This window comes from Pseudomonas fitomaticsae (assembly GCF_021018765.1).
In the GTDB taxonomy this organism is placed as follows: Bacteria; Pseudomonadota; Gammaproteobacteria; order Pseudomonadales; family Pseudomonadaceae; genus Aquipseudomonas; species Aquipseudomonas fitomaticsae.
In genome coordinates this window covers 154,034-179,673 of the sequence record NZ_CP075567.1, presented here as the reverse complement: position 1 = coordinate 179,673, position 25,640 = coordinate 154,034, and the positions used below count along the sequence as shown (strand labels likewise).

Sequence of the window (25,640 nt, the reverse complement as noted above, 5' to 3'; positions counted from 1 at the left end):
CCTACTCCTTGGCGACGCGTTTCATGTCCGCATCCATCATCATGCGGATCAGGGTGTCGAGGTCGGTCCTGGGTTTCCAGCCCAGCACACGCTGAGCCTTGGCCGGGTTGCCGAGCAGCACTTCGACTTCGGCCGGGCGGAAGAACGCCGGGTCGATCTTCACGTAATCCCGGTAGTTCAGGCCGACGTGATCGAAGGCGATGCGGCACATCTCGCGCACGGTGGTGGTGACGCCGGTGGCGACCACGAAATCGTCGGGCTTGTCCTGTTGCAGCATCAGCCACATGGCCTCGACGTAGTCACCGGCGAAACCCCAGTCGCGCTTGGCGTCGATGTTGCCCAGGGCCAGCTCCTGCTGTTTGCCCTGCTTGATGCGCGCTGCGGCGTCGGTGACCTTGCGGGTCACGAACTCGATGCCGCGCAGTGGCGACTCATGGTTGAACAGAATGCCGCTGCTGGCGTGCAGGTTGAAGCTTTCGCGGTAGTTGACGGTGATCCAGTGGCCATAGAGTTTGGCCACGCCGTAAGGGCTGCGCGGATAGAACGGGGTGTTTTCGTCCTGTTGCTCGGCCTGGATCAGGCCGAACATTTCGCTGGTGGATGCCTGATAGAAACGCGTGTGCGGACTGAACTGACGGATCGCTTCGAGCAGGTGGGTCACGCCCAGGCCATCGACGATGCCGGTGGTCACCGGTTGGTCCCAGGACGCGGCGACGAAGCTTTGGGCCGCCAGGTTATACACCTCGTCAGGCGCGGATTTGATCACCGCGCGCTGCACCGAGCAGGCATCGGCCATGTCGCCGTCCAGGTACACGATGTCGGCTTCGAGGCCCATCTCGCGCAGGCGCCAGCGCGAATCGCTGCTGCGCCGCGCCACCAGGCCGTGAACCTTGTAACCCTTGTCGAGCAGCAGTCTGGCCAGATACGCGCCGTCCTGGCCGGTGATCCCTGTGATCAATGCACTTTTTGTCATTCTTGTCGTACTCGCGTCTCCCAGTCGGACAGGATCGCCCGCAGGGATTGTTGTGTAGTGATTTGCGGCGTCCATCCTGTGGTCCGGGTCAGCCGTTGATGGCTGCCGCAGACGCGACGCTGATCCGCACGACGCAGGCGTGCCGGATCCTGAACCAGTTGCAGCTCGACCTCGGCCAGATCACCCAGCTGTTCGATGAGGCTGCGGATGCTTTGCTCATGGCCTGAGCAAATGTTGTAGACCTGTCCCGGCGTGCCTTTGTCCAGCAGCGCGAAATAGGCCGAGACCACGTCGCCGACATCGAGAAAGTCGCGGGTGACATCGATGTCGCCGACTTCCAGTTGCGGCGCCTGCAGTCCTTGCTTGATGCGGCTGATCTGCCGCGCGGCGCTGGCGATGACGAAGCTTTCTTTCTGCCCGGTGCCGATGTGATTGAACGGGCGCGCCACCAGCACCGGCCAGCCTTCGCTCAGGCCCCATTGCAGGCTGAGAAATTCGGCCGACAGCTTGCTTACTGCATAGGGATTGCGCGGGCAGGGTGGTTGCAGTTCGGTGATCGGCAGCGCGGACTCTTCAACCTGGCCGTAGACGTCGCCCGAGCTGACATACAGGAACGTGCCCTTGAAGCCGCGGGCCTTGAGTGCCTGCAACAGGTTCAAGGTGCCGAGCAGATTGATGTCGAAGGTACGTGCCGGGTCGCGGAAAGCTTCGGGGACGAAGGTCTGGCCTGCAAGGTGTATCACCGCATCGGGCAATTGCGGCCACAGATCGGTGAGGCTGTCCGGTTTTGTCAGGTCATAGGGTGAGTCGCAAGGCAGCAGACGCCAGGAGGCGTCGTCCCCTTGCAGACGTGACTGGATGTGTTGTCCCACGAAGCCACTGAGGCCCGTGACGAACAGACTTTTTTTCAAACAGCGACCCCTTGGTCTTTAACTTTCACCGTTTCCCACAGGCTTTAAGGGAATGTCTGTCAGACCGAGAGAAAACTTCGGCAGGGCGACGGGTAAAGTCGTTGTTGTAGTTGTTTGGTTGCCAATCTGTGCCAATTGCGCAGCAATTTCAACCGGCCAAACCGTGACTGGTCAGTTCTCGTCAGCGTAGTCGGGTTTTTCTCGCCGGGCGGTTCCCGAACCTTCGACGGATGTGTTTAGAATGCCCCTCGTCGCGGTTACCCGAACGTTGCCCGGAGGGTTGCGCGGCCGGGTAAAACTGACCACTAAAACAAGAACGAAGACGTGCTCCAGGACACCGGACAAGAGTCGGCCCCGCCGACCGGATCCGACGCCCGGCCGTCACAGCGTGGGGCTGCCGGGATGGCGGTCGCACAGTGGGATGCCATGAATTTCATTCTCTACTCGGACGTCAACGACCGCTCCATCAGCCAGAGTCTCGGGCGTCCCGAATACAGCTACTACTTCGTGCTCAAAGCCTATCGGCCGGTGCTCGAAAGCCTCGGACGAGTGCATGTCGTGTCCTCCACCGCGGAGGTCGATCCGCTCTATCGACAGTTGCTCGCTGCCGGTGAGCGCAGCATGTTCCTCTCGTTCACCCCGCCGCAAAATACCCCGACCGATCTGGAGTGCCCGACGATCTGCGTGATCGCGTGGGAATTCGATTCGATCCCCGACGAGTCGTGGGATGGCGATCCGCGCCAGGACTGGACGCAGATGCTCGCACGACAAGGACGTGTCATCACGTTGTCGAGCCACACGGCCCGGGCGATCCGTCGGGCCATGGGGGAGGATTTCCCGGTGCTGGTGTTGCCGACGCCCCTGTGGGAAAACTTTGCCGCCATCCGTGAGCAAACGGTCAGCGCGCCTCTCAATCCCGGTGCGAGCCTGGCGATCAAGGGCTGCATTTTCGATAGCCGCACATTGGGGTTGTCTGCCGATGATCTGTTGCCCGAACCGCTGACGGCCGAACAGCTGGCCGAAATCGAAGCCCGGCGTCCGCCGCCACTGACCTTGAAACGGCGCCTGGTCATTGCTCGCCATTACCTGCGTCTGTGGGTGCTGAACCCGGCGAATGGACACGCCAGCCCGATGGCGCGAGTGAAGTACCTGCATCACGGATACTGGGAAGGGCTGCAGGATCTGCTTCCGGACAGCCTGCACGCCTGGCTCGAGAGGCGACTGCCGGCCATTGCCGGTCCCCACGAGATCCCCGTGGCCGAACCGCCGCCGCTGAATCTGCCGGACACCTCCTCGGTGGTCGAGACCACGGTCGAGGGCGTGGTCTACGTGACCGTGTTCAACCCCAAGGACGGCCGCAAGAACTGGCACCACCTGATCACTGCATTCTGCTGGGCCTTTCGCGAAAAGCCTGACGCGACGCTGGTGCTGAAGATCACCCAGAACGATCTGGCGTCCTACTACAGCGAACTGATGACCCTGCTCGCGCAACTGACACCGTTCGCCTGCCGGGTGCTGGTGATGCACGGATACCTGGACGACGCGCAATACGCGCGGCTCTACCAGGCTGCCAGTTTCTACGTCAACGCGTCACGCTGCGAAGGCCTGTGCCTGCCGCTGATGGAGTTCATGTCCAGCGGCAAACCGGTGATCGCCCCGAACCACACGGCCATGGAAGACTACATCGATGACACGGTGGCTTTCGTTGTCCGGTCCAGCGAAGAGCTGACGATCTGGCCCCAGGACACCCGCATCATCTACCGCACTCTGCGCTATCGGCCGGACTGGGCCTCGCTCAAAAGCGCCTACGAGAACAGCTACCGGATGGCCAAGGCGCAGCCGCAGGATTACGCGCGCATGTCTGCCGCCGCTGTGGAGCGCATGCACGACTATTGCGCGTTCGCCCCGGTGCAGCGGCGCATGGCGGACTTTTTCGGCCTCGTGCCGCTGGCTGCCGATGCCGCCCCCGTGACGGATAACGCCTCATGCTGATCATCATTCACTCGGAAACCAACCAGCACACCATTGCGCAAAACCTGGGGCGTTCGGAGTACAGCTACTACTTCGTGCTCAAGGAATACCGGCCGGTGCTCGAACGCCTCGGGCGTGTGGTGGAAGTCACCGACCCGGCGCGCGAAGTCGATGCGCTGTATCTGGAATGCCTGGCCCGTGGCGAGCCGTGTGTATTTCTGTCGTTCTCGCCGCCGCACCGCACGCCGATCCACCTGGCGTGCCCGACGCTGCCGGTGTTCGCCTGGGAATTCAGCACCATCCCCGACGAACCCTTCGACAACGAGCCGCGCAATGACTGGCGCACGGTACTCCGGGCCTGCGGAGCAGCGATCACCCATTCCAGCTACACGGTCAAGGCCGTGCGCGAGGCCATGGGCGCCGATTACCCGATTGTCGCGGTGCCGGCACCGGTATGGGACCGCTTTGCGGCCCGTGGCGCGCAGCTTCAGGGCCAGCCCTCGACAGGGCCGGTGCGGTTGAAGATCAAGGGGCTGGTCGCCGACAGCCGTCAGCTCGATCTCGACGCGTTTGGCCCGAAACATTTGCGCCGCGGCAAGGGCATCGATTTCCGGGCGCCGGTTCGCGAGCAGGCGCTGTTGCTGGACGGTGTCGTTTACACGTCGGTGTTCAATCCCGGTGACGGACGCAAGAACTGGGAAGACATGCTCAGCGCATTCTGCGTGACGTTTCGCGATGTCGAAGACGCGACGCTGGTGCTCAAGCTCACGCACCACGATGCTGAAGAAGCGCTGAGCGACATTCTTCATCACCTGTACAAGAATCAGTCCTACCGCTGCCGCATCGTGCTGATTTATGGCTACCTTGCGGACCCGGACTACGAACGCCTGGTGCAGGCTACCCGCTACGTGGTGAACACTTCCTACGGCGAAGGCCAGTGCCTGCCGCTGATGGAGTTCATGTCCTGCGGCAAGCCGGCCGTGGCGCCGCGCACCACGGCGATGATCGATTACCTGAGCACCGACAATGCGTTCCTGGTCGAGTCCACCGATGAACTCACCGCCTGGCCTCACGATCCGCGCAAGGCGTTCCGCACGTTGCGCTATATGACCAACTGGGCGTCGGTCTGCGTGGCCTATCGCGACAGTTACGAGGTGGCGAAACACGATCCGCAACGTTACGCACAAATGGCTACCCAGGCCGTCAGCAGCCTGCGGGGTTTCTGCAGTCAGGCGGTGGCCGAGCAGCGGCTGCGGGCTTTTCTCGCGCAGTTGTTCGAGCGTCAGGCATCTGCGGGCACAGAGGTGCCCCAGGCATGAGCGACAAACGAATCCTGGATATCGAAGTACTGCGAGCGATCGCGGTGCTCGGTGTGCTGTTTCATCATTTGCAGGGCAGCCTGTTCACCGACCCGGTGCCCTTGCTGGAAAAAATCCACGCCTGGGCGCAGCCGTGGTGGGGCGTCGATCTGTTTTTCGCGATCTCCGGATTCGTCATCGCCCGCAGTCTGATCCCGGCGTTGCGAGGCTGCACGACCCGTCAGGAGTACTGGGAGCAGACGCGGGACTTCTGGTTGCGCCGGGTCTTTCGTCTGCTGCCGTCAGCGTGGTTGTGGCTGGCGCTGATGTTGCTCGCTTGCCTGTTTCTCAATCGCTCCGGAGCATTCGGTACGTTGCACGCCAACCTGCAAGCGACGCTGGCGGGCGTGTTGCAGTACGCCAACTTCCGTTTTGCCGACAGTTTTTTTCATTACGAGTACGGCAGCAGTTTCGTGTACTGGAGCCTGGCGCTGGAGGAGCAGTTCTATCTGCTGTTCCCGCTGCTGATTCTGGTGTGCCGCAAACGTCTGGTCTGGGCGCTGCTGGCGCTGGTCGCGGTGCAATTGTTCACCCTGCGCACGCCGATATTGATGGTGATCCGCACCGATGCGCTGGCCCTGGGTGTGTTGCTGGCGATGTGGAGCATGCAGCCGGGCTATCGCCGGTGGGAGCCGACTTTCCTGCGCCGCCCGTGGGCCGGAGTGGGTGCGCTGATCGTGCTGGCGCTGTTGCTGAGCTACATGGCCACCGACCGTTTTACTTTCACTTCCTGGCGCATCGGCTCGATTGCCGTGCTCGGCGCACTGCTGGTGTGGATCGCTTCGTACAACCGCGATTACCTGCTGCCTGCCGGCAGGCTGCAACGGTTGATGGCGTGGGTCGGCAGCCGTTCATACGGGATCTACCTGATCCATATTCCGGCTTACCAATTGGTGCGTGAGCTGATCTTCCGCTTGCAGGAGGCGGGAATGCCCAGCCCTGCCGGTCACCCGATCATCACGCTGTTGCTGGCGTTCGGTCTGATCGTGCTGCTCAGCGAGCTTAATTACCGTGTCATCGAAATGCCGATGCGCAATCGAGGCGCTGCCCTGGTGCGGCGCCTCGGTACATCGCGAATCGCCGTCCCATCCTCTGGAGCCACCTCATGCTGAGCCTTTTGAAGAAACTCACGGCGTCGACGCCTGCACCGATTCCTGAGCAGCCAGCTGCCGGGAAGGTCGATTCGTACATGCTCGGCCTGCACGACGCGATGCTCAGCGGCTGGTTCAACCAGGAAACCGGTGAGTTGTTCAAAGGCTTCCCGGTGACCGCCGATGACACCTTGCTCGACGTTGGCTGTGGCGACGGTGGCAACGTGCATTTCTGCGGCATGCGCGGGGCGAAGATCATCATCGCCGACATCGACGGCGCCAAGGTCGAGGCGACTCGCCAGCGCCTGAGCGATACGCCGGCGCGTAGCGTCGAGTGCCATGTGACCGACTGCAATCCGCTGCCGATTGCTGATGGCACCGCCACTCGCGTGGTGTCCACCGAAGTCATCGAGCACGTTGACGACCCGGCGCAGTTCCTCGCCGAACTGGTGCGCGTCGGCCAGTCGGGCGCGCTGTATCTGCTGAGCGTGCCGCACCCGAGCTCCGAAGACCTGCAAAAGGACATCGCCGCGCCGGAGTATTTCCAGAAGCCCAACCACATTCGCATCATCAGTGAAGAGCAGTTCAAGGCGATGGTCAGTGAGGCGGGGCTCGAGATCATCAGCCACAGCCAGTACGGCTTTTACTGGTCGATGTGGATGTTGCTGTTCTGGGAGGCCAAGGTCGATTTCAGCAACCCGGATCACCCGCTGCTCAACCACTGGGCGCAGACCTGGCAAGCGGTGCTCGACTCGCCGCGCGGCGCGCAGATCAAGCAGGCGCTGGATGCGGTGGTGGCGAAGAGTCAGGTCATCATTGCCCGCAAGCCCTGAGCGCTTTTGTGTAACCTTGCAGCCTGATGTCTCAGGGATCTGCAAGGTATGCGCTTTATCATCGGGTGGTCAGCCCTGGTGGCTGTGTTGTTGCTGTGTGCTTGTGAACGGCAGGACGCAGCGCCGCTCGATCAGCAGCTTTATGTCTGGCAACGGCAATGGACGCCGGCCCATGAACCTGCCCTGAACGACAGTCGCAACGACTTCTCGACGTTGCGGGTATTGGCGTTGCAGGCTTTCCCGAATGCCGGATGGAGTCGGGCACGCGTCGATTTCGCGTTGCTGAAACGCGATGCCCGGCCGTTGATCGCGGTGATTCGCCTCGATGGCCAGCTCAAGGCGCTCGACCCGCAAGCGGTCACGGCGCAAATCCTTCAGGTACTTGCCGACTGGCAAGGGCAGGGGCTCACGCTGGCCGGGGTCGAGATCGACCATGACGCCGGCAGTGCCCGACTGTCGGTCTATACCGAATTCCTCGCTCACCTGCGCGGCGCATTGCCGGCCAACCTGCCTCTGAGTATCACCGCGTTGCCTGCCTGGCTCGACAGTCCGCAATTGCCGGCGCTCCTGGCGACCGTCGACAGCAGTGTGTTGCAGGTGCATGCCGTCAGCGATCCGCGTCGCGGTCTGTTCGATCCCGAGCAGGCGCAGCGCTGGGCCAAGGCCTGGGGGCGAGTGACTGACAAACCGTTTTACCTGGCGCTGCCGGCCTATGGCGTGGCGTTGTTGGCGGATGCCGATGGCGCCCCGGTGGTGGAAAGCGAAGTGCCGCTCGAGCGTGGTGGCCAGCGACGCGAATTGCTCGCCGATCCGCAACAACTGAGCCGACTGGCCAATGAATTACGCGAGGATCGCCCGGCGCACCTGGCCGGTCTGATCTGGTTTCGTCTGCCGTTGGCCAACGACCGCAGGGCCTGGAGCCTGAGCACGCTGCGTGCGGTCGCCCGAGGCGATGCATTGAGCAGCCAGCTTGGCGTGACGTTCAACGAACATAACGGTCTGCAAGACATTGCTTTGCGCAATGTTGGCAACCTCGACAGCGCCTGGCCCGCCCGCATCACCCTCAAGGCCCAGAGCTGCGAGGGCGCCGATGCGCTCGCCGGTTATGCATTGCAACAGACGGCGGATCTGCTTACCTTCACCCGCCTGCGCGACGGCCGAATACCGGCGGGCGGGCAGCGTGCGATCGGTTGGGCACGTTGCGCCAATATTGATCAAGGAGGTTCGCATGTTGACCCGTAACTGGCCCCGCCATCTGCTTTGCCTGAGCCTCAGCCTGCCGCTGGGTTCGGCGCTGGCCTGCGGCCCGGATTTTCCGATGCGTCTGCTCGACGATCGCGGGCAATCGCTGGCGGAACTGCCGGAGGGCAACTTCAGGTTCGAGATCAGTCGCCTCGGCAAAACCATTGCCGGGCTGAAGAATGTCACCGCGGCCACCCACAATCCGGATGACATCTACGCCGAGGCGCCAGAACCCGCCGAGGTGCGCGACAAGGCCGAGCAGATCGGCCTGACGGCTGAACAGCAAGCGCTGGTCAAACAACTGCGCAGCCTGACCGACGCGCGTCAGGTCGACGTGCAGGGCGCGAGCCTGCCGGCGGAACTGCGTCTGTATGTGGCGGGCGCCGTGGCGTTCGGGGCCGGCGATCATCAACTGGCTGTCGAGTATTTCCACCAGTTGCTGGCGCTGCCGGCCAATCAACGTCCTTTGCGCAGCACTTGGGCTGCTTATTCGCTGGGCCGGGCGTTCTTTGCCATGAGCAGCGAAGCGGGCGACGCGCTTGAAGCGTTGGAAAACGCCATCGAAGCCTTCCGTCAGACGCGGCAACTGAGCATCGATGGTTTCAGCGATCCGCTGGAACTCGGCGTGGCCAGCCTCGGCGAAGAAGCGCGAGCGCTGCGCACGGCGGGCAGTTGGGACAAGGCTATCGAACTCTATGCCACGCAAAACCTGCATGGCTCGAACGTCGGCTACACCTCGCTGAAGCTGTTGATGAACGATCTGGCCGAAGAACCCGAGGATCGACTGGAAAAGTTGCTGCGTGGCAAAGCCGTGCAGCAATTGGTGACCGCTTCGCTGATCAGCCGGATCGGCTGGTCGTTCGGCGATGAGCCGCCGAACGAGAAGAAACTGGTCAAGGCTCTGCAAGCGAGCACGCGCGGCAGCCTCGACAACGCTGATCGCCTGGCGGCGATGAATTATCAACAGGGCGATTACGCCAGCGCCAAGGCGTTCCTCGACCATGCTGGCGACAGCGGCCTGGCGTGGTGGCTGCGGGCAAAACTGGCGGTGCGTGACGGAGACAAGAGCGCGGCGGCTGCGGCTTATGCGAAAGCCGCGCAAGCCTTCCCGCAGGACGAGTCCTGGGGCGAGCGGCGCACCGCCGACTGGAATCTCGAAAGCCTTCAACCGAAATGCCGGGTCGAGGGTGAAAGCGCGATTCTGGCGCTGCAACGGGGTGAGTATCTGCAGGCCTTCGACCAGTTGTATCGCAGCAAGACCATTTACTGGTTCGACGCTGCGACCGTGGCCGAGCGGGTACTGACGGTCGAGGAATTGAAAAACTATGTCGATACCAACGTTCCGGCACCGCCCGCGCTGAGCCAGCAGGATCGCGACAATTACGTGCCGCTGCCGGTGGCCGCAAGCCTTCGCAATCTGCTGGGTCGGCGTTTGTTGCGTGAGGGGCATTACGAAGAAGCGGTCGGTTATTTCGACAGCGCCGATCTGCAGAACAAGGCCAGACTCTATGGCGAGCAACGCCTCAAGGCCGATTCGGCGTGGTGGCCGACCAAGCGTGCCAGCGCGCTGTTCAATGCGGCGTGGACGGCTCGTGAGTGGGGCATGGACATTCTGGGCTACGAAATGGCCCCGGATTACGCGACCTTCGGCGGCAACTACAGCCTGGAAAACACCGAGCTGAAAGTCGGGCCGTTGGTCAGCGAGGCCGAAGTGCAACGTCAGAAGGCCAGTGAAGCGCAGCCAGACGAGCGTTATCACTATCGTTTTGTTGCGACGGCGCTGGCCAGCCAGGCGGCGGATAATCTGCCGCACACCAGTCAGGCGTTTGCCGCTGTGTTGTGCTCGGCGGCGGGCTGGAACAGCAGTCTGGAAGAGCAGAGCGCGTTGTACAAACGCTATGTCGATGAGGGGCCGTACGTTTTGTGGGCCGTGGATTTCGGCCATCAATGCCCCTATCCGGACTTTGAAAACGCCGACAAGCGCTACGTCACTCAGGTGACAGACTCGGTGCGTTCGACACTGCGGCCGTACAAGTGGCCGGTTCAGATCGGAGCGATCGTGGCCTTCACCGCGGTGGCGTTGCTGCTGATCACCCGCCGCCAGCGCAAGACCCGCAAAACCTAAGCCTGCTGGAGGAAGGTCAGGCGCACGGCAAAGCCGATCAACAGGCTGCCGAACAGCCACTGCTGTACTCGCTGGGCTGTCGGGCTGTGTTTCAGCCAGCGGCCCAGCGCGGCGCCGGTCAGGGCGTAGGCGCTGTCGAACAGCAGTCCTGCGCCCACCAGAATCGCGCCGAGCAGCGCAAACTGCGTCAGCACCGGCGCACCATTCGCCACGATGAATTGCGGCAACAGCACCGAGCAAAACAGCAACGCTTTCGGGTTGAGCAGATTGGTCAACAGGCCGCGACGGATGGCTGCGTACCACTGCGCATGGCTGTCCGTTACGGTGTCGGCGTTCAGATCCGACAACAGCGTGGTGCGCAGGCATTGAATGCCGATCCACAGCAAGTACGCCGCCCCGGCGATCCGCACGGCATCGAACGTCCACGGCGCCGCCTTGAACAGCGCCGCCAACCCCAACGCCGCCAACGCGACGTGACAACCTCGTGCAATCGCCAGACCCACCGCCGTGGCCAGCGCTGCGCCGCGACCCTGGCGGGCACCGGTCTGCAACAGCAGGATCATGTCCGGGCCGGGCAGCAGATAGACCACCGCCAACGCCAGGAAAAACAGCCAGAGACTCGCCATGTCGCACCCCTTTCGTTGTCGATTCGGTCGCCTCAGTCTAGGGCCGAAGGGCAGGGCAGGTGGTTGCGTAGTCAGCTTCTAAAGGCCTCGGAATTGGCATAACCTGCGCTCTTTCATCGCGTAAACCATCAGGATCTGCCAACCATGAAACTGGATGCCTTCGATCGCAAGATTCTCGCCGCGCTGCAACGAGACGGGCGCCTGAGCAATGTGCAGCTGGCCGACGAAATTGGTCTGTCGGCATCGCCGTGCCTGCGCCGGGTACGGATGCTCGAAGAGGCCGGAGTCATTCGCGGTTATCAGGCCAATCTGGATCGTGATGAAGTGGGGTTGGGGCTGACGGTGTTTGTCGGGGTCAAGGTCGAGCGCCACAACGACGAACAGGCCGAGGCTTTTCATCGGGCAGTCACGGCGTTGCCGGAGGTGATTTCGGCGTTTCTGGTATCGGGAGAATCGGACTTTCTGCTGCAAGTGGTGGTGCCGGATCTGCGCGCCTATGACCGCTTTCTCACCGGGTGCCTGTTGAAGCTGCCGGGGGTGAGCGATATCCGCAGCAATTTTGCGATTCACACGGTGAAAACGCCCGGCGCGTTGCCGCTGGGGCATCTGCCGTCCTGATACTTCCCGCATTGCGCGGGAAGTATTCGCACAGTGCTTACATCTGCGTCGCCATCCCCTCGACATTCATCGCCGCCTGACGCAACGCTTCGGAGCGGGTTGGATGCGGGTGGCAGGTCAGCGCGATGTCTTCAGCCGAGGCGCTGAATTCCATGGCCACACAGAACTCGCCGATCATTTCACTGACGCTCGGGCCGACCAGGTGCACGCCGAGGACTTCGTCGGTGCGCTCATCGGCGATGACTTTGGCAAAACCTTCGGTCTCGTGATTGATCTTCGCCCGGCTGTTGGCGGTGAACGGGAATTTGCCGACCTTGTACGCCCGGCCTTCGGCTTTCAGCTGCTCTTCGGTCTTGCCGACGCTGGCCAGTTCCGGGCGGGTGTAGATCACGTTGGGAATCAGGTCGTAATTGACCTCGCCGGCCTTGCCGACGATCTGCTCGATGCAGGCCATGGCTTCGTCTTCGGCCTTGTGCGCGAGCATCGGCCCGGACGTCACGTCGCCGATCACCCACACGCCGGGCGCTTCGGTGCGATGCTGTTTGTTGGCGAGCATGCCGCGTTTGTCGGTGCTCAGGCCGACGTTTTCCAGGCCCAGGCCTTGGGTGTACGGACGACGACCGATGGCCACCAATACGTAATCGGCTTCGAGGATTTCCGCGTTTCCGCCGGCGGCGGGTTCGACGCTGAGCTGTACGCCAGTGGCCGAGGAGGTGGCGCTGGTCACTTTCGAGCTCAGCTTGAAGCTGATGCCTTGTTTACTCAGTGAGCGTTGCAGGGTCTTGCCGGCTTCGCCGTCGACACCGGGGCAGATGCGGTCGAGGTATTCCACCACCGTTACCTGTGCGCCGAGTCGGCGCCAGACCGAACCGAGTTCGAGCCCGATCACGCCTGCGCCGATTACCACCAGATGCTTGGGTACTTCGCTCAGGGACAGTGCACCGGTTGAGTCGAGAATGCGCTTATTGTCGATCTCCACGCCGGGCAGGGGAGTGGGCTCGGAGCCGGTGGCGATAACGATGTCCTTCGCGGTGAGCTCGATCCGGCTGCCCTGATCGCCGGTCACGCTGACTTTTCCGGGGCCATCGATATGGCCCCAGCCCTTGATCCAGTCGACCTTGTTTTTGCGAAACAGAAACTCGATGCCTTTGGTCAGGCCGCTCACGCTTTCGTCTTTCTGCTTCATCATTTGCGCGAGGTTGAGCGTGGGTTTGACCTCGATGCCGAGGTTGGCGAACTCCGCGCCCAGCGCCGCTTCGTAGAGCTCGGACGCATGCAAAAGCGCCTTGGACGGCATGCAGCCGACGTTCAGGCAGGTGCCACCCAGCGTAGCGCGGCCCTCGACGCACGCGGCCTTGAGGCCCAGCTGGCCGGCGCGGATCGCTGCGTTATAACCGCCGGGGCCACCGCCCAGAATCACCACGTCATAGTTGCTCATGCTCTTACTCCTGGCTGAAGGATGCGGATCGGTAAAAGTAGTTCGCACTGAAAATTACGAACGTAATATGTGCGTTTCCAGACATTCCGGTCAAGGCTTCAGGCAAGCGACAGGTTGCGCATCTTTGAATGGCGCAAATGAGTACAAATATTTCACGACTTTCGTTATATCGTAACGATATGTGCAGTGAGTCAAGGGTTTTGGGGGGATATGCAAGTCGATCTGGATGAAGGCACGCCGGTGACCGGATTGCCGCGCTTTCAGCAAGCGGCGACGCAGGGCCGGCGCTTGCGTCGCCTGGCGATCGGTCTGGGCGCATTGGCCGGGGCAGGGTGGGTACTGGCGTTTTTTGTCGGGCTGTTTGCGCCGCAATCGCTGTGGCCCGCGCTGTTGGTCAATCAGAGCGCGGCGTTGCTGGTGCTGGTGGCGGGGCTGCAATCGGCGTGGTGGGTGACGCAATGGCGGGCGCGGGTGATCAATCCCGTCGTGCCGGTGACGGCTGCTGAAGAACCTGCGCCGGAAGGCTGGTACGAACGGCTGCTGGATCGGATGAGCCAGCGCAGTCTGCATCTGCTCGGACAGATCGGCGCGCCCACATTGTGGCTGGGCGGGTGGTCGTTGCTGGTGCTGTCAAGCATCGAACAAATGTGGAATCTGACGCTGCCATCGACGGGTGTGGGGTTGTCCGCCACGGTCGGCGCGGCTATCGCATTGCTGCTGGCGTTCGCTCTGCTGGTGCTGGAGCGGCAACTGGCGCAGGAAAACCCGGCGCAGTGGCCCGAGGCCGGAGCGCTGGCGCAACTGACGCGCGTGGCAATCATCAGTCTGGTGCTGGGCGCGTTGTGCCTGTTGTTCGCCAGTGAGAGTGCAATCTGGCCGGTGCGTCTGGCAGTGTTGATCGGCATTCTGCCTGGGCTGGTTGCTCTGGAATTGCTGTTGCGTGTGCTGCTGTCGCTGTTCAGCCCGCGCCGCGAACAACTCGAACCGGTGCTGCTGGCGCGCAGTTTTGTCGCCGATTTGCTGCGCTGGCCGCCACAACCGTTGCTCGCGTTGCAGCATGAATTGCATAACCGCTTCGGCATCGATCTGCGTCAGATCTGGGCCTTCAGTTACATGCGCCGCGCGTTCCTGCCGGTGTTGTTGCTGGTGGCGACGGTGGGCTGGTTGCTCACCGGCCTTCACGAAATTCCGATGCAAAGCCGTGGCATCTATGAGCGCTTCGGCAAACCGGTGCAGGTGTTCGGGCCGGGGCCGCACGCCGGTTTGCCCTGGCCGTTGGGGCGTGTGTTGAATGTTGAAAACGGCGTGGTGCATGAACTGGCGACCAGCGTCGGGGAGAACCCGGCACCCGTGCAGCTGGATCCGGCAGAAGGCCCGGCGCCATTCACCGCGAATCGTTTGTGGGATGCCAGCCACGTCAATGACAAGTCACAGGTGATCGCCAGCAGCCGTGGCGATCAGCAGAGCTTTCAGATCGTCAACATGGACGTGCGCTTCGTCTACCGCATCGGTCTGAGCGATCAAGCGGCGCTGGCCGCTACTTATAACAGCGCCGATGTGCCCACGCTGATCCGCAGCACCGCCAGCCGGATTCTGGTGCATGACTTTGCCTCGCGCACCCTCGACGGATTGCTCGGCGAGGACAGGACCGGGCTCGCCGAAGAAATCGGCCGCGCCGTGCAAAGCGATCTGCAGAAACTCGACAGCGGCGTGGAAATTCTCGCCACGGTGGTCGAAGCGATTCACCCGCCGGCAGGGGCGGCCAATGCCTATCACAGCGTGCAAGCGGCACAGATCGGCGCTCAGGCGTTGATCTCACGCGAGCGCGGTGCTGCTGCCGAAGCGAGTAACCAGGCGCAGTTGCAGGCCAGCCTCGCTCGGGATCAGGCCAGTGCCAACGCCCATGAAATCAATGCCACCGCCCGGGCGGCGGATCTGAAATTCAGCGCCGAACAGAAGGCCTACGCCAGCGCCGGCCAGGCCTTCGTGCTGGAGCAATACCTCAGCCAACTCAGCCAGGGTTTGAGCAAAGCCAAATTGTTGGTACTCGACCATCGCCTGGGCGGCAGCAGTAACGCACCGACCATCGACCTGCGTACGTTCACGCTGCCGGCAGATCCGGCGCGCACCACCGCTCAGCCAGGAGCCACCCATTGAGCCAGTCGCACACTCACGATCACCATGACCACAGCGGCCACGATCATGCTCATGGCGGCGGTCATCACCATCACGGGCATCATCACCATCACCACGGTGCGCCGGAGGAGGCGGGGCCTTTTCCGTTCAAACGCATGGGCTGGGCAGCGTTGCTGGTGGCGTTCGCCATCGCGGCCGCGAGCCTGGTGCAAGTGCGCTCCGGTGAAGCCACGGTCATTACCCGTTTCGGTAACCCGTCCCGTGTGTTGCTGGATCCGGGTCTGAGCTGGCGCTGGCCGGCGCCGTTCGAAGCGGCAATTCCGGTGGATCTGCGTTTGCGCACGACCTCCAGCGGCTTGCAGGACGTCGGCACCCGCGACGGTTTGCGCATCATCGTCCAGGCGTACGTGGCCTGGCAGGTGCAGGGCGATCCCGACAACGTGCAGCGCTTCATGCGCGCCGTGCAGAACCAGCCGGACGAAGCGGCGCGGCAGATCCGGACGTTTGTCGGCTCGGCACTGGAAACCACGGCCAGCAGTTTTGATCTGGCCAATCTGGTGAACACCGATGCCAGCCAGGTTCGCATCGCCGATTTTGAAGCGCAGTTGCGCCAGCAAATCGATCAGCAACTGCTCGCGACTTATGGCGTGCGCGTGGTGCAGGTGGGCATAGAACGTCTGACTTTGCCATCGGTGACCTTGACCGCAACGGTCGACCGGATGCGCGCCGAGCGTGAAACCATCGCCACCGAACGCACCGCCATCGGCAAGCGTGAAGCGGCACAAATCCGCTCCGCCGCCGAACGCGATGCGCGAATCGTGCAAGCCGATGCCACGGTGAAAGCCGCCGATATCGAAGCTCAATCGCGGGTGGAAGCGGCGCAGATTTACGGACGCGCTTACGCCGGTTCGCCGCAGCTGTACAACTTGCTGCGCTCGCTGGACACCCTCGGCACCATCGTTTCGCCAGACACCAAACTGATCCTGCGCACCGACGCCGCGCCATTCCGGGTGTTGGTCGACGGTCCGCCGAATCTCGACAACAAAAGCGGATCGCAGCCATGAATGAAGTTCCACGTGGAACACATTCGCTGAACAGTCCGTGGATTCAGGCGGGACGTTTGGCGTTTTTTGCTCTGTACGCAGTAACCGTGCTGGCGGCATTGGCCTGGGCATTTTCCAATGTCCGGCAGATTGACCCGCAGAATCGCGCGGTGGTTTTGCATTTCGGAGCGCTGGACCGCATTCAGAATGCCGGATTGTTATTGGCCTGGCCGCAGCCGTTCGAGCAGGTAGTTTTGTTGCCAGCGGCGGATCGGGTGATTGAGCGCCGGGTGGAAAATCTGCTGCGCAGCGATCAGGCCGTGCAGGCAGATCGCGTTGCAACCTTCGCCACGCCGCTGAGTGACGCGCTGGCCGGCTCCGGTTATTTGCTCACCGGTGATGCCGGCGTGGTGCAACTGGATGTGCGAGTGTTCTACAAGGTCACCGATCCCTATGACTTCGTGCTGCAAGGCGAGCATGTGCTGCCGGCGCTGGATCGAGTGGTGACGCGCAGCGCTGTGGCGCTGACGGCGGCGCGGGATCTGGACACGATTCTGGTGGCGCGACCTGAGTTGATCGGCGCCGACAATCAGGCGGCCGAACGTCGCGAACGGTTGCGTGGCGATCTGGTGCAAGGCATCAACCGACGTCTCGCCGAGTTGAAGGCAAGCGGCCAGGGCATCGGCATCGAAGTGGCTCGGGTCGATGTGCAATCGAGTCTGCCGGAGCCGGCGGTGAGCGCGTTCAACGCCGTCCTCACTGCCAGCCAGCAAGCTGACAAAGCGGTCGCCAATGCTCGAACCGAGGCCGAGAAACTCACTCAGTCTGCCAACGAACAGGCCGACCGCACGCTACAAGTCGCCCACGCCCAGGCCGGTGAGCGCCTGGCCAAAGCCTCCGCCGACACGGCGACGGTGTTGAGCCTGGCCAAGGCGCAACAGCAAGGCACGGACCCGCAAATGCTGTTGCGTCTGTACCGCGAGCGGATGCCGAAGATTCTCGGGCAGGCTGGTTCGGTGACCACAGTCGATCCGAAAGACGATTCACGCCTGATCATTCAGGGAGCCAGCAAATGACGGCCACTACCTCATCTCCGAGCCTGTTGTCCTCGGCCGAACAACGCCGCGCCGCGCGCCAGTTGACCCTGGCGATGCTTGCCCTCGGGTTGCTCGGTCTGGGGCTGATCTGGCGCTGGTTGATGCCGGAGCAAACCGGCGTCAGCCAGTTGTTGCTCGGATTCGCTTCTTTATTAGTGGCGGTGCCGGTGATGCGTTCGGCGTGGTTCAGCCTGCGTTATCCGAGCCTGCACGGCATCACCGATCAGTTGATCGCTCTGGCGATGATCGGGGCCTGGGCTACGGGTGATCTGCTAACGGCCGCGCTGCTGCCGATCATCATGATCTTCGGTCACGTGCTGGAAGAGCGCAGTGTGATCGGCTCCCAGGAAGCGATTCATGCCCTCGGCCAACTGACCCGCAGTCATGCGCGCAAGGTGCAGGCGGACGGCACGATCATCGAAGTCGACAACGGCACGCTCAAGGCCGGCGACAAAGTGGAAGTGCGCGCCGGGGACCGGGTGCCGGCGGACGGTAGAGTTTTATCCGGCCAGGCCAGCCTCGATACGGCGTCGATCACCGGTGAGTCGGTCCCGGTGGAGGCGGGCGTCGGCATGGCGGTGTTTGGCGGCGCGATCAACCTCGACGGGCTGCTGCGAATTGAAGTGACCCGTACCGGGGATGAATCCACCCTCGGCAAAGTCATCGCGCTGATGCAGAACGCCGAACGCTCCAAACCACCGATCACTCGTTTGCTCGAACGTTATGCCGGCAGTTACATGGTGCTGGTGTTGTTGCTCGCGGCAGTGACCTGGTTTATCACCAACGATGCACAGGCGATGCTCGCGGTGCTGGTGGCGGCATGCCCATGCGCTCTGGTGTTGTCAGCGCCGGCCACGGCGATTGCCGGGGTGGCGGTGGCGGCGCGGCACGGGATTCTGATCCGCAGTTCGGCGTTCCTTGAGGAACTGGCGGACCTCACCTCGCTGGTCGTCGACAAGACCGGCACCCTGACGTACGGCACGCTGCGCTTGCAATCGATCAATAGCCCGCAAGCGGATCACGGGTCGGTAATGGCGCTGGCTGCAAGTCTGGGTGCGGCGAGCAGCCATCCGGTCAGCCGCGCGCTGGCCGGACTGGTCAGCGCAGAAGAAGTGCTGGTGCTGACCGATATTCATGAGCGGCAGGGGTTGGGCGTAGTGGCCAACACCGCGCAAGGCGAGGCCGCGCTCGGGCGCCCGGAGCTGTTTGCGCAGTTGAGTATTCCGACCACGGCGATCCCTGAACACGATGGCCCGATTGCAGGGTTGGCATTGAATGGCGAATTTCTCGCCTGGCTGTTGCTGGCCGACACCGTCAAACCGGAAGCGCGATTTGCGTTGAGTGAACTGCGCGACCTCGGATTGGGACGACAACTGCTGTTGACCGGCGACCGGCAAAGCGTCGCGCAAACCTTGGCCAAGGATGTCGGCCTGCACGAAGTCGAGGCCCAGGCACTGCCCGAAGACAAACTCAATCGAGTGCTCAAGGAAATCGACAACGGCTTCCGGCCGATGGTGGTTGGTGACGGGATCAACGATTCGCTGGCGCTCAAGGCCGGCGTGGTCGGGGTGGCGATGGGAGCGGGCGGCGCGGACATTGCGCTGGCCTCCGCCGACATCGTGCTGATCGGCAGCGACCTGCGCCGGCTCGGCACCTGTGTGCGCCTGAGTCGTGAGTGCCGACGGACCTTGCAAGTGAACGTGATCATCGGTCTGGGCTGGACGCTGGCCATCGTGGTGTTCGCGGCCTTCGGCTGGCTCGGTGCAGCGGGGGCGATGATCGCAGCGTTGCTGCACGACCTGAGCACGTTGCTGGTGCTGGGCAATGCCGGTCGCCTGCTGCGTTTTCAGGAACCGCTGCTGAAGCTGAAAGCGTCGGACTGATCAATTTTCGAACTGTGCGTCGCTCTCGCAGTCATTTGAGAAGGCGCACTGAAACAAGGATGACAGCGCGGTGACAGCCGCTGTGGCTGATAGTCGGCGACTATCAAATCGATAGCCTGCTAATTTTCAAGGATGGTCTACCCTCAGATCAGACGTCTGAAACCAGGGGGATATTCCATGCTCGCGCAACTTCCACCGGCCTTACAGAATCTGCAGCTTCCGCTTCGCCTGCGACTCTGGGACGGCCATGAATTCAATCTGGGCCCGACGCCCAGCGTCACCATCGTGGTCAAGGACCCGCAGATGGTCACCCAGTTCACCCATCCAAGTCTCGACGCATTGGGTGCGGCCTTCGTCGAGGGCAAGCTCGAACTGGAGGGCTCGATCAGCGAAGTCATCCGGGTGTGCGATGAGTTGAGCACGGCGCTGCTCAATGAAGATGAAGACAGTCAGCCGGTGCGCACGCTCCACGACAAGGAAACCGACGCCAAGGCCATCTCCTATCACTACGACCTGTCCAACGCGTTCTACCAGCTGTGGCTGGACAGCGACATGGCGTATTCCTGCGCGTATTTCGAAACCGGCAGCGAATCCCTGGAGCAAGCCCAGCAGGCCAAGTTCCGGCACCTGTGCCGCAAGCTGCGTCTGCAGCCCGGCGACTATCTGCTGGACGTCGGTTGTGGTTGGGGCGGGCTGGCGCGGTATGCCGCCCGCGAGTTTGGCGCCAAGGTCTTCGGTATCACCCTGAGCAAGGAGCAACTGGCTCTGGCCCGCGAACGAGTGAAAGCCGAAGGGCTGGAAGATCAGATAGAACTGCAACTGCTGGACTACCGCGATCTGCCCCAGGACGGGCGTTTCGATAAAGTGGTCAGCGTCGGCATGTTCGAACACGTCGGCCACGCCAACCTCGCCGAATACTGCAAAACCCTGTTCGGCGCGGTGAAAGAGGGCGGCCTGGTGATGAACCACGGCATCACCGCCAAGCACACGGATGGTCGTCCGGTGGGACGCGGTGCTGGGGATTTCATCGAGAAATACGTGTTCCCCAACGGCGAGCTGCCGCACCTGGCGATGATCTCGGCCGAGATCAGCGAAGCGGGTCTGGAGATCGTCGACGTCGAGAGTCTGCGCCTGCACTACGCGCGCACGCTGGACCACTGGAGCGAACGGCTGGAGGACAATCTTGAAGCCGCCGCGAAACTGGTGCCGGATCAGGCGCTGCGCATCTGGCGTCTGTACCTGGCGGGCTGCGCTTATGCATTCGCTCGCGGCTGGATCAACCTGCACCAGATCCTCGCCGTGAAGGCCCATGCCGACGGCAGCCATGAACTGCCGTGGACGAGGGACGACATCTACCACCCTTGAACCTAGAGTATCGGTGAAATCAGCCGGGCGATCCGCATACCGACCTGTTGCAGGCGGTGGATCTCCCGGCTTTCTTCTTTGGCGACTTCGTAGGCCTGGGCGAAATCATCGTTGAGCATCTGTTCCACGCTGGCGGCGAATTCGCTGTCGACGGTCAGCAGCATTACCTCGAAATTCAGCCGGAACGAACGGTTGTCCAGATTGGCGCTGCCGATGGCGCTGATTTCGCCGTCGATCAACACCACTTTCTGATGCAGGAACCCCGGTTCGTAGCGGAATACCCGCACCCCGGCGCGTACCGCTTCGAACGCGTACAGACTGGAGGCGGCGTAGACGATGCGATGGTCGGGGCGCGAAGGCAGCAGCAGGCGCACGTCGACCCCGCGCAATACCGCGAGGCGTAATGCCGCGAAAACGGCTTCGTCGGGAATGAAGTAGGGGCTGGTGATCCACACGCGCTCGGTGGCGGCGTGGATGGCTTCGACGAAGAACAGCGAGCAGGTTTCGTAGGCATCCGCCGGGCCGCTGGCGAGCAATTGGCAAAGCACGCCATCCTCCGGGTACGCGTCCGGCAGGATCAGCGGCGGCAATGACCTCGCGGCCCAGAACCAGTCTTCGGCAAATGACTCCTGCATACACGCCACCACCGGGCCCCGCACCTGGACGTGAGTATCGCGCCACGGTGCCAGGGGTGGTTTTTCACCCATGTATTCGTCGCCGACGTTGTGCCCGCCAACAAACCCGATCAGCCCGTCGACCACCACGATCTTGCGGTGGTTACGGAAATTCACCTGGAAACGATTGAGCCAGCCGCTGCGGGTGGCGAACGCTTTGACCTCGACGCCGCCGTCGCGCAGCGCCTGCACGTAGCTGTGGGGCAGGGCGTGGCTGCCGATACGGTCGTAGAGCAAATGAATCACCACGCCTTCGGCCGCTTTCTTCAGCAGCAGGTCACGCAGACGCTGGCCGAGACGATCGTCGTGAATGATGAAAAACTGGATCAGCACCGCTTCCCGTGCCTGGTCGATTGCGTGGAAAATCGCCTCGAAGGTGGCCGCGCCGTTGATCAGCAATCGCACTTCATTGTTGGCCAGGCACGGCATGCGTCCCAGCTTCGGCATCGCGCGCAATGAGTCATAAGCATTCGAGGCGCGGGCGGTCAGGGCTTCCTCCACCCACGGCCGCCAGTTGAGTTCGGAAATCGCCTGGCGCATCTGTTCGTTGGCCTGGCGGCGGGCCTTGATGTAGCCATCGAAGGTGCTGCGACCGAACACCAGATACGGGATGAGGGTGAGGTAGGGAATGAAGATCAGCGACAGCGCCCAGGCGATCGAGCCTTGGGCGGTGCGTACGGTCAATACGGCATGGATCGCGGCGATCGAGCCGAGGGTGTGTATCAGGGCGATCAGATAACCGAAAATGTGCGGTCCGAAATAATCCATGGGGCAACCTTGCTCCTGAAGATTCAATGCTTAACAGACCATGTTCCAGGGCGATTGTCGCTATTTGTTTTCAAGCCGCCGGCGCCCGCCATGAACCGAAACAGGTGGCCGGCGTCTAACGGCCACTACTGATCAGGAGTTTTTCAATGAACGTTCGTCTGCTGGGTTTAGCGCTGGGCCTGGGTTTGGCCTTGCCGGTGGTTGCTCAGGCGCAAATGCTGCAGCCGGGGTTGTGGGAAATGACGTCGAGCAATGTGAAGGTCGATGATCAGGTGATGGATGTGCAATCGATCCTCGGCCAGATTCAGGGCCAGATCACCCCGCAGCAGCGGGCGGAACTGGAGAAGCAGGGGATCAACATCGGTGGCAAGGGCATCCGCGCCTGCCTGACGCCGCAGCAGGTGGCGACCAACGATATTCCGCTGGCGGACCCGCAGTCGGGGTGCAAACAGCAGATCACCGAACGTGTCGGCAACCAGTGGAAATTCCGCTTCAGTTGCCCGAAAGCCCAGGGCACCGGCGTCGCGACGTTCCTCAGTGACCGCGAGTTCACCACTGTCGCCAACGGCACCTTCAATGCCATCGGGATCAATCAGAAGGGCAGTCTGGAAACCCGGGCGGTCTGGCTGGGTCAGGATTGCGGCACGGTCAAACCGAGAGCCTGACGTCACTGTCGAAACCGCCTCCACCTCGAGTGGAGGCGGTTTTTTTCAGCGCATGAAGCGCAGCGGCAATCCCTGGCAGTTGTCATGGATCCGTTGGTCATGCCACGCGATCTGCCCAGACACCATCGTTGTGCTGACCCGATGCCGAAAGCTGCGCTGAGCGAACGGCGTCCAGCCGCATTGCGACAGGACCGGCTGGCGTGACACCGCGACACCCTTGGGCTCCGGTTGCACCAACACCAGATCCGCCCAATACCCCTCACGCAAATAACCGCGATCCGGAATGGCAAACAGATCCGCCACCCGGTGACTGGTTTTCGCCACCAGCATGGTGATCGGCAGCACGCCATCCGCCACCAGTTCCAACAACGCCGGCAGCGCGTGTTGCACCAGTGGCAGTCCGGACGGTGCCTGTTCATACGCTTGCTGTTTTTCCGCCCAGGTGTGCGGCGCGTGATCACTGCCGATCACGTCCAGCCGATTGCTCAGCAGTGCCTGGCGCAGGGCGTCGCGATCGCTCTGGGACTTGATCGCCGGATTGCATTTGATCAGGTTGCCGAGGATTGGATAGTCACGGTCATCAAACAGTAAATGGTGCAGACAGACTTCGGCGGTGATGCGTTTTTGCTTCAGCGGTTTGTCTTCGAACAAGGCCAGTTCGCGGGCTGTGGTCAGGTGCAGGACGTGCAGGCGAGTGCCGTGACGTCTGGCCAGATCCACCGCCAGAGACGACGAGCGAAAGCAGGTATCGGCATTGCGGATCAGCGCATGGGCGTCGGGTGGCAATTGGTTGCCGAAGCGTTCGCGCAGATTCAAGGCATTCGCTTCGATGCTCGGCGTGTGTTCACAGTGGGCCAGCAGAATGGTCGGCACTTCCGCGAACAGGCGCTCGAGGGTGTTGGGGTCGTCCACCAGCATGTTGCCGGTGGACGCGCCCATGAACACTTTGACCCCGGCCACTTCGCTCGGATTTAGCGCCGCGACCGTGTCCAGATTGTCGTGACTGACGCCGAAGTGAAAACCGTAGTTGGCAACCGAATTGATCGCTGCCCGGCGCTTTTTATCGGCCAGTGCGTCAAGGGTCAGAGTGGCGGGGTTGGTGTTGGGCATGTCCATGAAACTGGTGATGCCACCGGCCACGGCTGCACGGGATTCGGTGTGGATGCTGCCCTTGGCCGGCGCACCCGGCTCACGGAAATGCACTTGGTCGTCAATCATTCCCGGCAGCAGCCATTGGCCGTTGGCGTCGATTTCACGGGTCGCGTTTTCACCTTCGATGCTGCCGGCGATCTTGACGATGCGCCCGTTGCTGACCAACAGATCGGCGTCGAATTCACGGCCCTCATTCACCAGCCGCGCATTGCGAATCAACACACTGCTCATGATTCAGAACTCGTTCTGCAGGGCTTTGTAGCCGCGCACCAGGTCGACGTTGGTGCGCGCCACGTCTTCGGAAAACTCCGAAGCGCTGACGCTCACCGGTGGGAACTGCGAGAGGTCGGTGCCCGGGCCGATGCGGGTGGTGGAGGGCACGTAGAACGCGTCCGGCAGATCCCGGCCGTCGACCACCGAGTTGTGCCGCACCACGCAACCGTTGCCGACCACGCAGTTGAACAGCACGCTGTTGAAGCCGATGAACACCCGGTCGCCGACCGTGCACGGGCCATGCACGATCGAGCGGTGGGCGATGGAGCTGAATTCGCCGATGGTCACCGCCGCGCCGGATTTGGAGTGGATCACCACGCCGTCCTGGATGTTCGAATTGGCGCCGATGGTGATCGGCTCCATGTCGCCCGTGGCGTCCACCTCATCGGCGCGGATCACCGCGTACGGGCCGACGAACACGTTTTCGCCGATCACCACTTTGCCGCAGATGATCGCGGTTTTATCGACGTAGGCAGACTCGGCAATCTGCGGCAAATCACCGGAAGGATTTTTACGGATCATGGTTGGCTCAGGGCTTGGTAAAGGGTGTTGAGGTTGTATTCGAACAGCCCGGTGAAGGTGCTGGCCGGACCGCTGGCGGCGAGGGCGTCGGAGTACAGCGTGCCGCCGATGTGTGCGCCGCTTTCGTCGGCGATCTGTTTCAGCAGGCGTGCGTCCTTGATGTTTTCCATGAACACCGCTTTGACCTTGGCCTGGCGAATCTGGGTGATCAGCGCGGCGACTTCGGCAGCGGAGGGTTCGCGTTCGGTGGACAAACCTTGTGGTGCCATGAAGTCGATACCGTAGGCCTGACCGAGATAACCGAAGGCATCGTGGCTGGTGACGATCTTGCGGTTACCCGGCGGCAATGAACCGAGCTTGGCTTTCGCTTGGGCGAGGAGGGCGTAGATCTGTTTCAGGTAGGCCTGGCTGTTGCGCTCGTAGTCGGCTTTGTTTGCCGGGTCAGCAGCGATCAGCGCCTTGGTGATGTTGGCGACGTACAGCTCGGCATTTGCCAGGTTGTGCCAGGCGTGGGGGTCGGGGACGGTTTCGCCGTCCTCATCCAGCGAGCGCGGAATCACGCCACGGCTGGCGCTGATCACTGGAGCTCTGGTATCGGTGCTGGCGACCAGCCGATCCAGCCAAGGCTCGAAACCCAGGCCGTTCTTGACGATCAGTTTTGCCTTGAGCAGGGCCTTGGCGTCATCCGGCGTCGGTTCGTAAGTGTGGGCATCGGCGTCAGGGCCGACCATGTTGGTGATCTGGATATGCTCGCCACCGACCTGATGCACCATGTCGGCAAGGATGCTGAAACTGGTGACCACCGGCAGTTTTTCCGCCGCCGATAACGACATCGACAGCATCAGGCTGAACAGCACGAGTAGAGCGCGCATCGGG

21 protein-coding genes are annotated in these 25,640 nt (G+C 62.2%); 13 read left to right on the top strand and 8 right to left on the bottom strand.

What is annotated here, in order from left to right:
• Window position 1: 1 nt before the first annotated feature.
• Together gmd and KJY40_RS00810 are read right to left on the bottom strand one after the other, a co-directional pair.
• On the bottom strand, window positions 2–973 hold the full coding sequence (gmd, locus tag KJY40_RS00815; protein ID WP_230734395.1) for a GDP-mannose 4,6-dehydratase: 972 nt from the start codon (window positions 971–973) through the stop codon (window positions 2–4).
• A complete protein-coding gene (locus KJY40_RS00810; RefSeq protein WP_230734393.1) occupies window positions 970–1,884 on the bottom strand; it encodes a GDP-mannose 4,6-dehydratase in 915 nt (304 codons plus the stop codon). The genes gmd and KJY40_RS00810 overlap by 4 nt, the downstream gene beginning before the upstream one ends.
• A gap of 426 nt (window positions 1,885–2,310) precedes the next feature.
• Here KJY40_RS00810 and KJY40_RS00805 point away from each other — a divergent pair, with 426 nt between their 5' ends.
• From KJY40_RS00805 to KJY40_RS00780, 6 genes are read left to right on the top strand one after another with little or no spacing between them, the layout of a single operon-like run.
• The gene (locus tag KJY40_RS00805) at window positions 2,311–3,876 is read left to right on the top strand and encodes a glycosyltransferase (protein WP_230734391.1); all 1,566 of its coding nucleotides are present in this window, start codon (window positions 2,311–2,313) and stop codon (window positions 3,874–3,876) included.
• Entirely contained in the window at window positions 3,870–5,174 is a 1,305-nt protein-coding gene (locus KJY40_RS00800) for a glycosyltransferase (RefSeq protein WP_230734388.1), read from the top strand. Before KJY40_RS00805 ends, KJY40_RS00800 begins: the two co-directional genes overlap by 7 nt.
• Complete coding sequence (locus KJY40_RS00795; protein ID WP_230734386.1) at window positions 5,171–6,325, top strand: acyltransferase family protein; 1,155 nt, start codon at window positions 5,171–5,173, stop codon at window positions 6,323–6,325. The genes KJY40_RS00800 and KJY40_RS00795 overlap by 4 nt, the downstream gene beginning before the upstream one ends.
• Window positions 6,319–7,137 carry a class I SAM-dependent methyltransferase gene (locus KJY40_RS00790; RefSeq protein ID WP_230734384.1) on the top strand — a complete coding sequence of 273 codons (819 nt, stop codon included), beginning with the start codon at window positions 6,319–6,321 and terminating at the stop codon, window positions 7,135–7,137. The genes KJY40_RS00795 and KJY40_RS00790 overlap by 7 nt, the downstream gene beginning before the upstream one ends.
• A 48-nt stretch (window positions 7,138–7,185) precedes the next feature.
• Window positions 7,186–8,379 (top strand): DUF3142 domain-containing protein, encoded by a 1,194-nt coding sequence (locus KJY40_RS00785; protein ID WP_230734382.1) that lies wholly within the window; start codon window positions 7,186–7,188, stop codon window positions 8,377–8,379.
• Window positions 8,366–10,504: a hypothetical protein gene (locus KJY40_RS00780; protein ID WP_230734380.1), complete on the top strand. Its 2,139-nt coding sequence runs from the start codon at window positions 8,366–8,368 to the stop codon at window positions 10,502–10,504. Before KJY40_RS00785 ends, KJY40_RS00780 begins: the two co-directional genes overlap by 14 nt.
• Here the strand turns inward: KJY40_RS00780 and KJY40_RS00775 are convergent.
• A complete protein-coding gene (locus KJY40_RS00775) occupies window positions 10,501–11,130 on the bottom strand; it encodes a LysE family translocator (RefSeq protein ID WP_230734378.1) in 630 nt (209 codons plus the stop codon). The two genes, KJY40_RS00780 and KJY40_RS00775, sit on opposite strands and share 4 nt — an antisense overlap.
• 144 nt (window positions 11,131–11,274) lie before the next feature.
• On the opposite strand from KJY40_RS00775, the gene KJY40_RS00770 reads away from it, so the two are divergent.
• On the top strand, window positions 11,275–11,748 hold the full coding sequence (locus tag KJY40_RS00770; RefSeq protein WP_007954205.1) for an Lrp/AsnC family transcriptional regulator: 474 nt from the start codon (window positions 11,275–11,277) through the stop codon (window positions 11,746–11,748).
• A gap of 37 nt (window positions 11,749–11,785) precedes the next feature.
• Here the strand turns inward: KJY40_RS00770 and lpdA are convergent, their stop codons facing one another.
• Entirely contained in the window at window positions 11,786–13,186 is a 1,401-nt protein-coding gene (gene lpdA / locus KJY40_RS00765) for a dihydrolipoyl dehydrogenase (protein WP_230734376.1), read from the bottom strand.
• A 210-nt stretch (window positions 13,187–13,396) separates the two neighbouring features.
• On the opposite strand from lpdA, the gene hflK (KJY40_RS00760) reads away from it, so the two are divergent.
• The 5 genes from hflK (KJY40_RS00760) (at window position 13,397) to cfaB (ending at window position 20,710) form a co-directional block, all read left to right on the top strand.
• On the top strand, window positions 13,397–15,343 hold the full coding sequence (gene hflK / locus KJY40_RS00760; protein WP_230734374.1) for a protease modulator HflK: 1,947 nt from the start codon (window positions 13,397–13,399) through the stop codon (window positions 15,341–15,343).
• Entirely contained in the window at window positions 15,340–16,386 is a 1,047-nt protein-coding gene (gene hflC, locus KJY40_RS00755) for a protease modulator HflC (RefSeq protein ID WP_230734372.1), read from the top strand. Before hflK (KJY40_RS00760) ends, hflC begins: the two co-directional genes overlap by 4 nt.
• Complete coding sequence (gene hflK, locus KJY40_RS00750; protein ID WP_011336660.1) at window positions 16,383–17,441, top strand: protease modulator HflK; 1,059 nt, start codon at window positions 16,383–16,385, stop codon at window positions 17,439–17,441. Before hflC ends, hflK (KJY40_RS00750) begins: the two co-directional genes overlap by 4 nt.
• Window positions 17,438–19,345: a heavy metal translocating P-type ATPase gene (locus tag KJY40_RS00745; protein WP_230734370.1), complete on the top strand. Its 1,908-nt coding sequence runs from the start codon at window positions 17,438–17,440 to the stop codon at window positions 19,343–19,345. Before hflK (KJY40_RS00750) ends, KJY40_RS00745 begins: the two co-directional genes overlap by 4 nt.
• A gap of 177 nt (window positions 19,346–19,522) precedes the next feature.
• A complete protein-coding gene (cfaB, locus tag KJY40_RS00740) occupies window positions 19,523–20,710 on the top strand; it encodes a C17 cyclopropane fatty acid synthase CfaB (RefSeq protein WP_230734368.1) in 1,188 nt (395 codons plus the stop codon).
• 2 nt (window positions 20,711–20,712) lie between these two features.
• On the opposite strand, the gene cls is transcribed toward cfaB, so the two are convergent.
• The gene (cls, locus tag KJY40_RS00735) at window positions 20,713–22,152 is read right to left on the bottom strand and encodes a cardiolipin synthase (protein ID WP_230734366.1); all 1,440 of its coding nucleotides are present in this window, start codon (window positions 22,150–22,152) and stop codon (window positions 20,713–20,715) included.
• A gap of 146 nt (window positions 22,153–22,298) precedes the next feature.
• Between cls and KJY40_RS00730 the strand changes: the two genes are divergently transcribed.
• Complete coding sequence (locus tag KJY40_RS00730) at window positions 22,299–22,817, top strand: DUF3617 domain-containing protein (protein ID WP_007954220.1); 519 nt, start codon at window positions 22,299–22,301, stop codon at window positions 22,815–22,817.
• A 45-nt stretch (window positions 22,818–22,862) separates the two neighbouring features.
• On the opposite strand, the gene KJY40_RS00725 is transcribed toward KJY40_RS00730, so the two are convergent.
• Genes KJY40_RS00725 through KJY40_RS00715 form a run of 3 tightly spaced genes read right to left on the bottom strand, consistent with a single transcriptional unit; the run spans window position 22,863 to window position 25,636 of the window.
• Window positions 22,863–24,200: a dihydroorotase gene (locus KJY40_RS00725; RefSeq protein WP_230734364.1), complete on the bottom strand. Its 1,338-nt coding sequence runs from the start codon at window positions 24,198–24,200 to the stop codon at window positions 22,863–22,865.
• 3 nt (window positions 24,201–24,203) lie between these two features.
• Window positions 24,204–24,764, bottom strand: coding sequence for a gamma carbonic anhydrase family protein (locus tag KJY40_RS00720; protein WP_074689871.1), 561 nt, complete (start codon window positions 24,762–24,764; stop codon window positions 24,204–24,206).
• Entirely contained in the window at window positions 24,761–25,636 is an 876-nt protein-coding gene (locus KJY40_RS00715; RefSeq protein ID WP_201819733.1) for a metal ABC transporter substrate-binding protein, read from the bottom strand. The genes KJY40_RS00720 and KJY40_RS00715 overlap by 4 nt, the downstream gene beginning before the upstream one ends.
• Window positions 25,637–25,640: the final 4 nt, after the last annotated feature.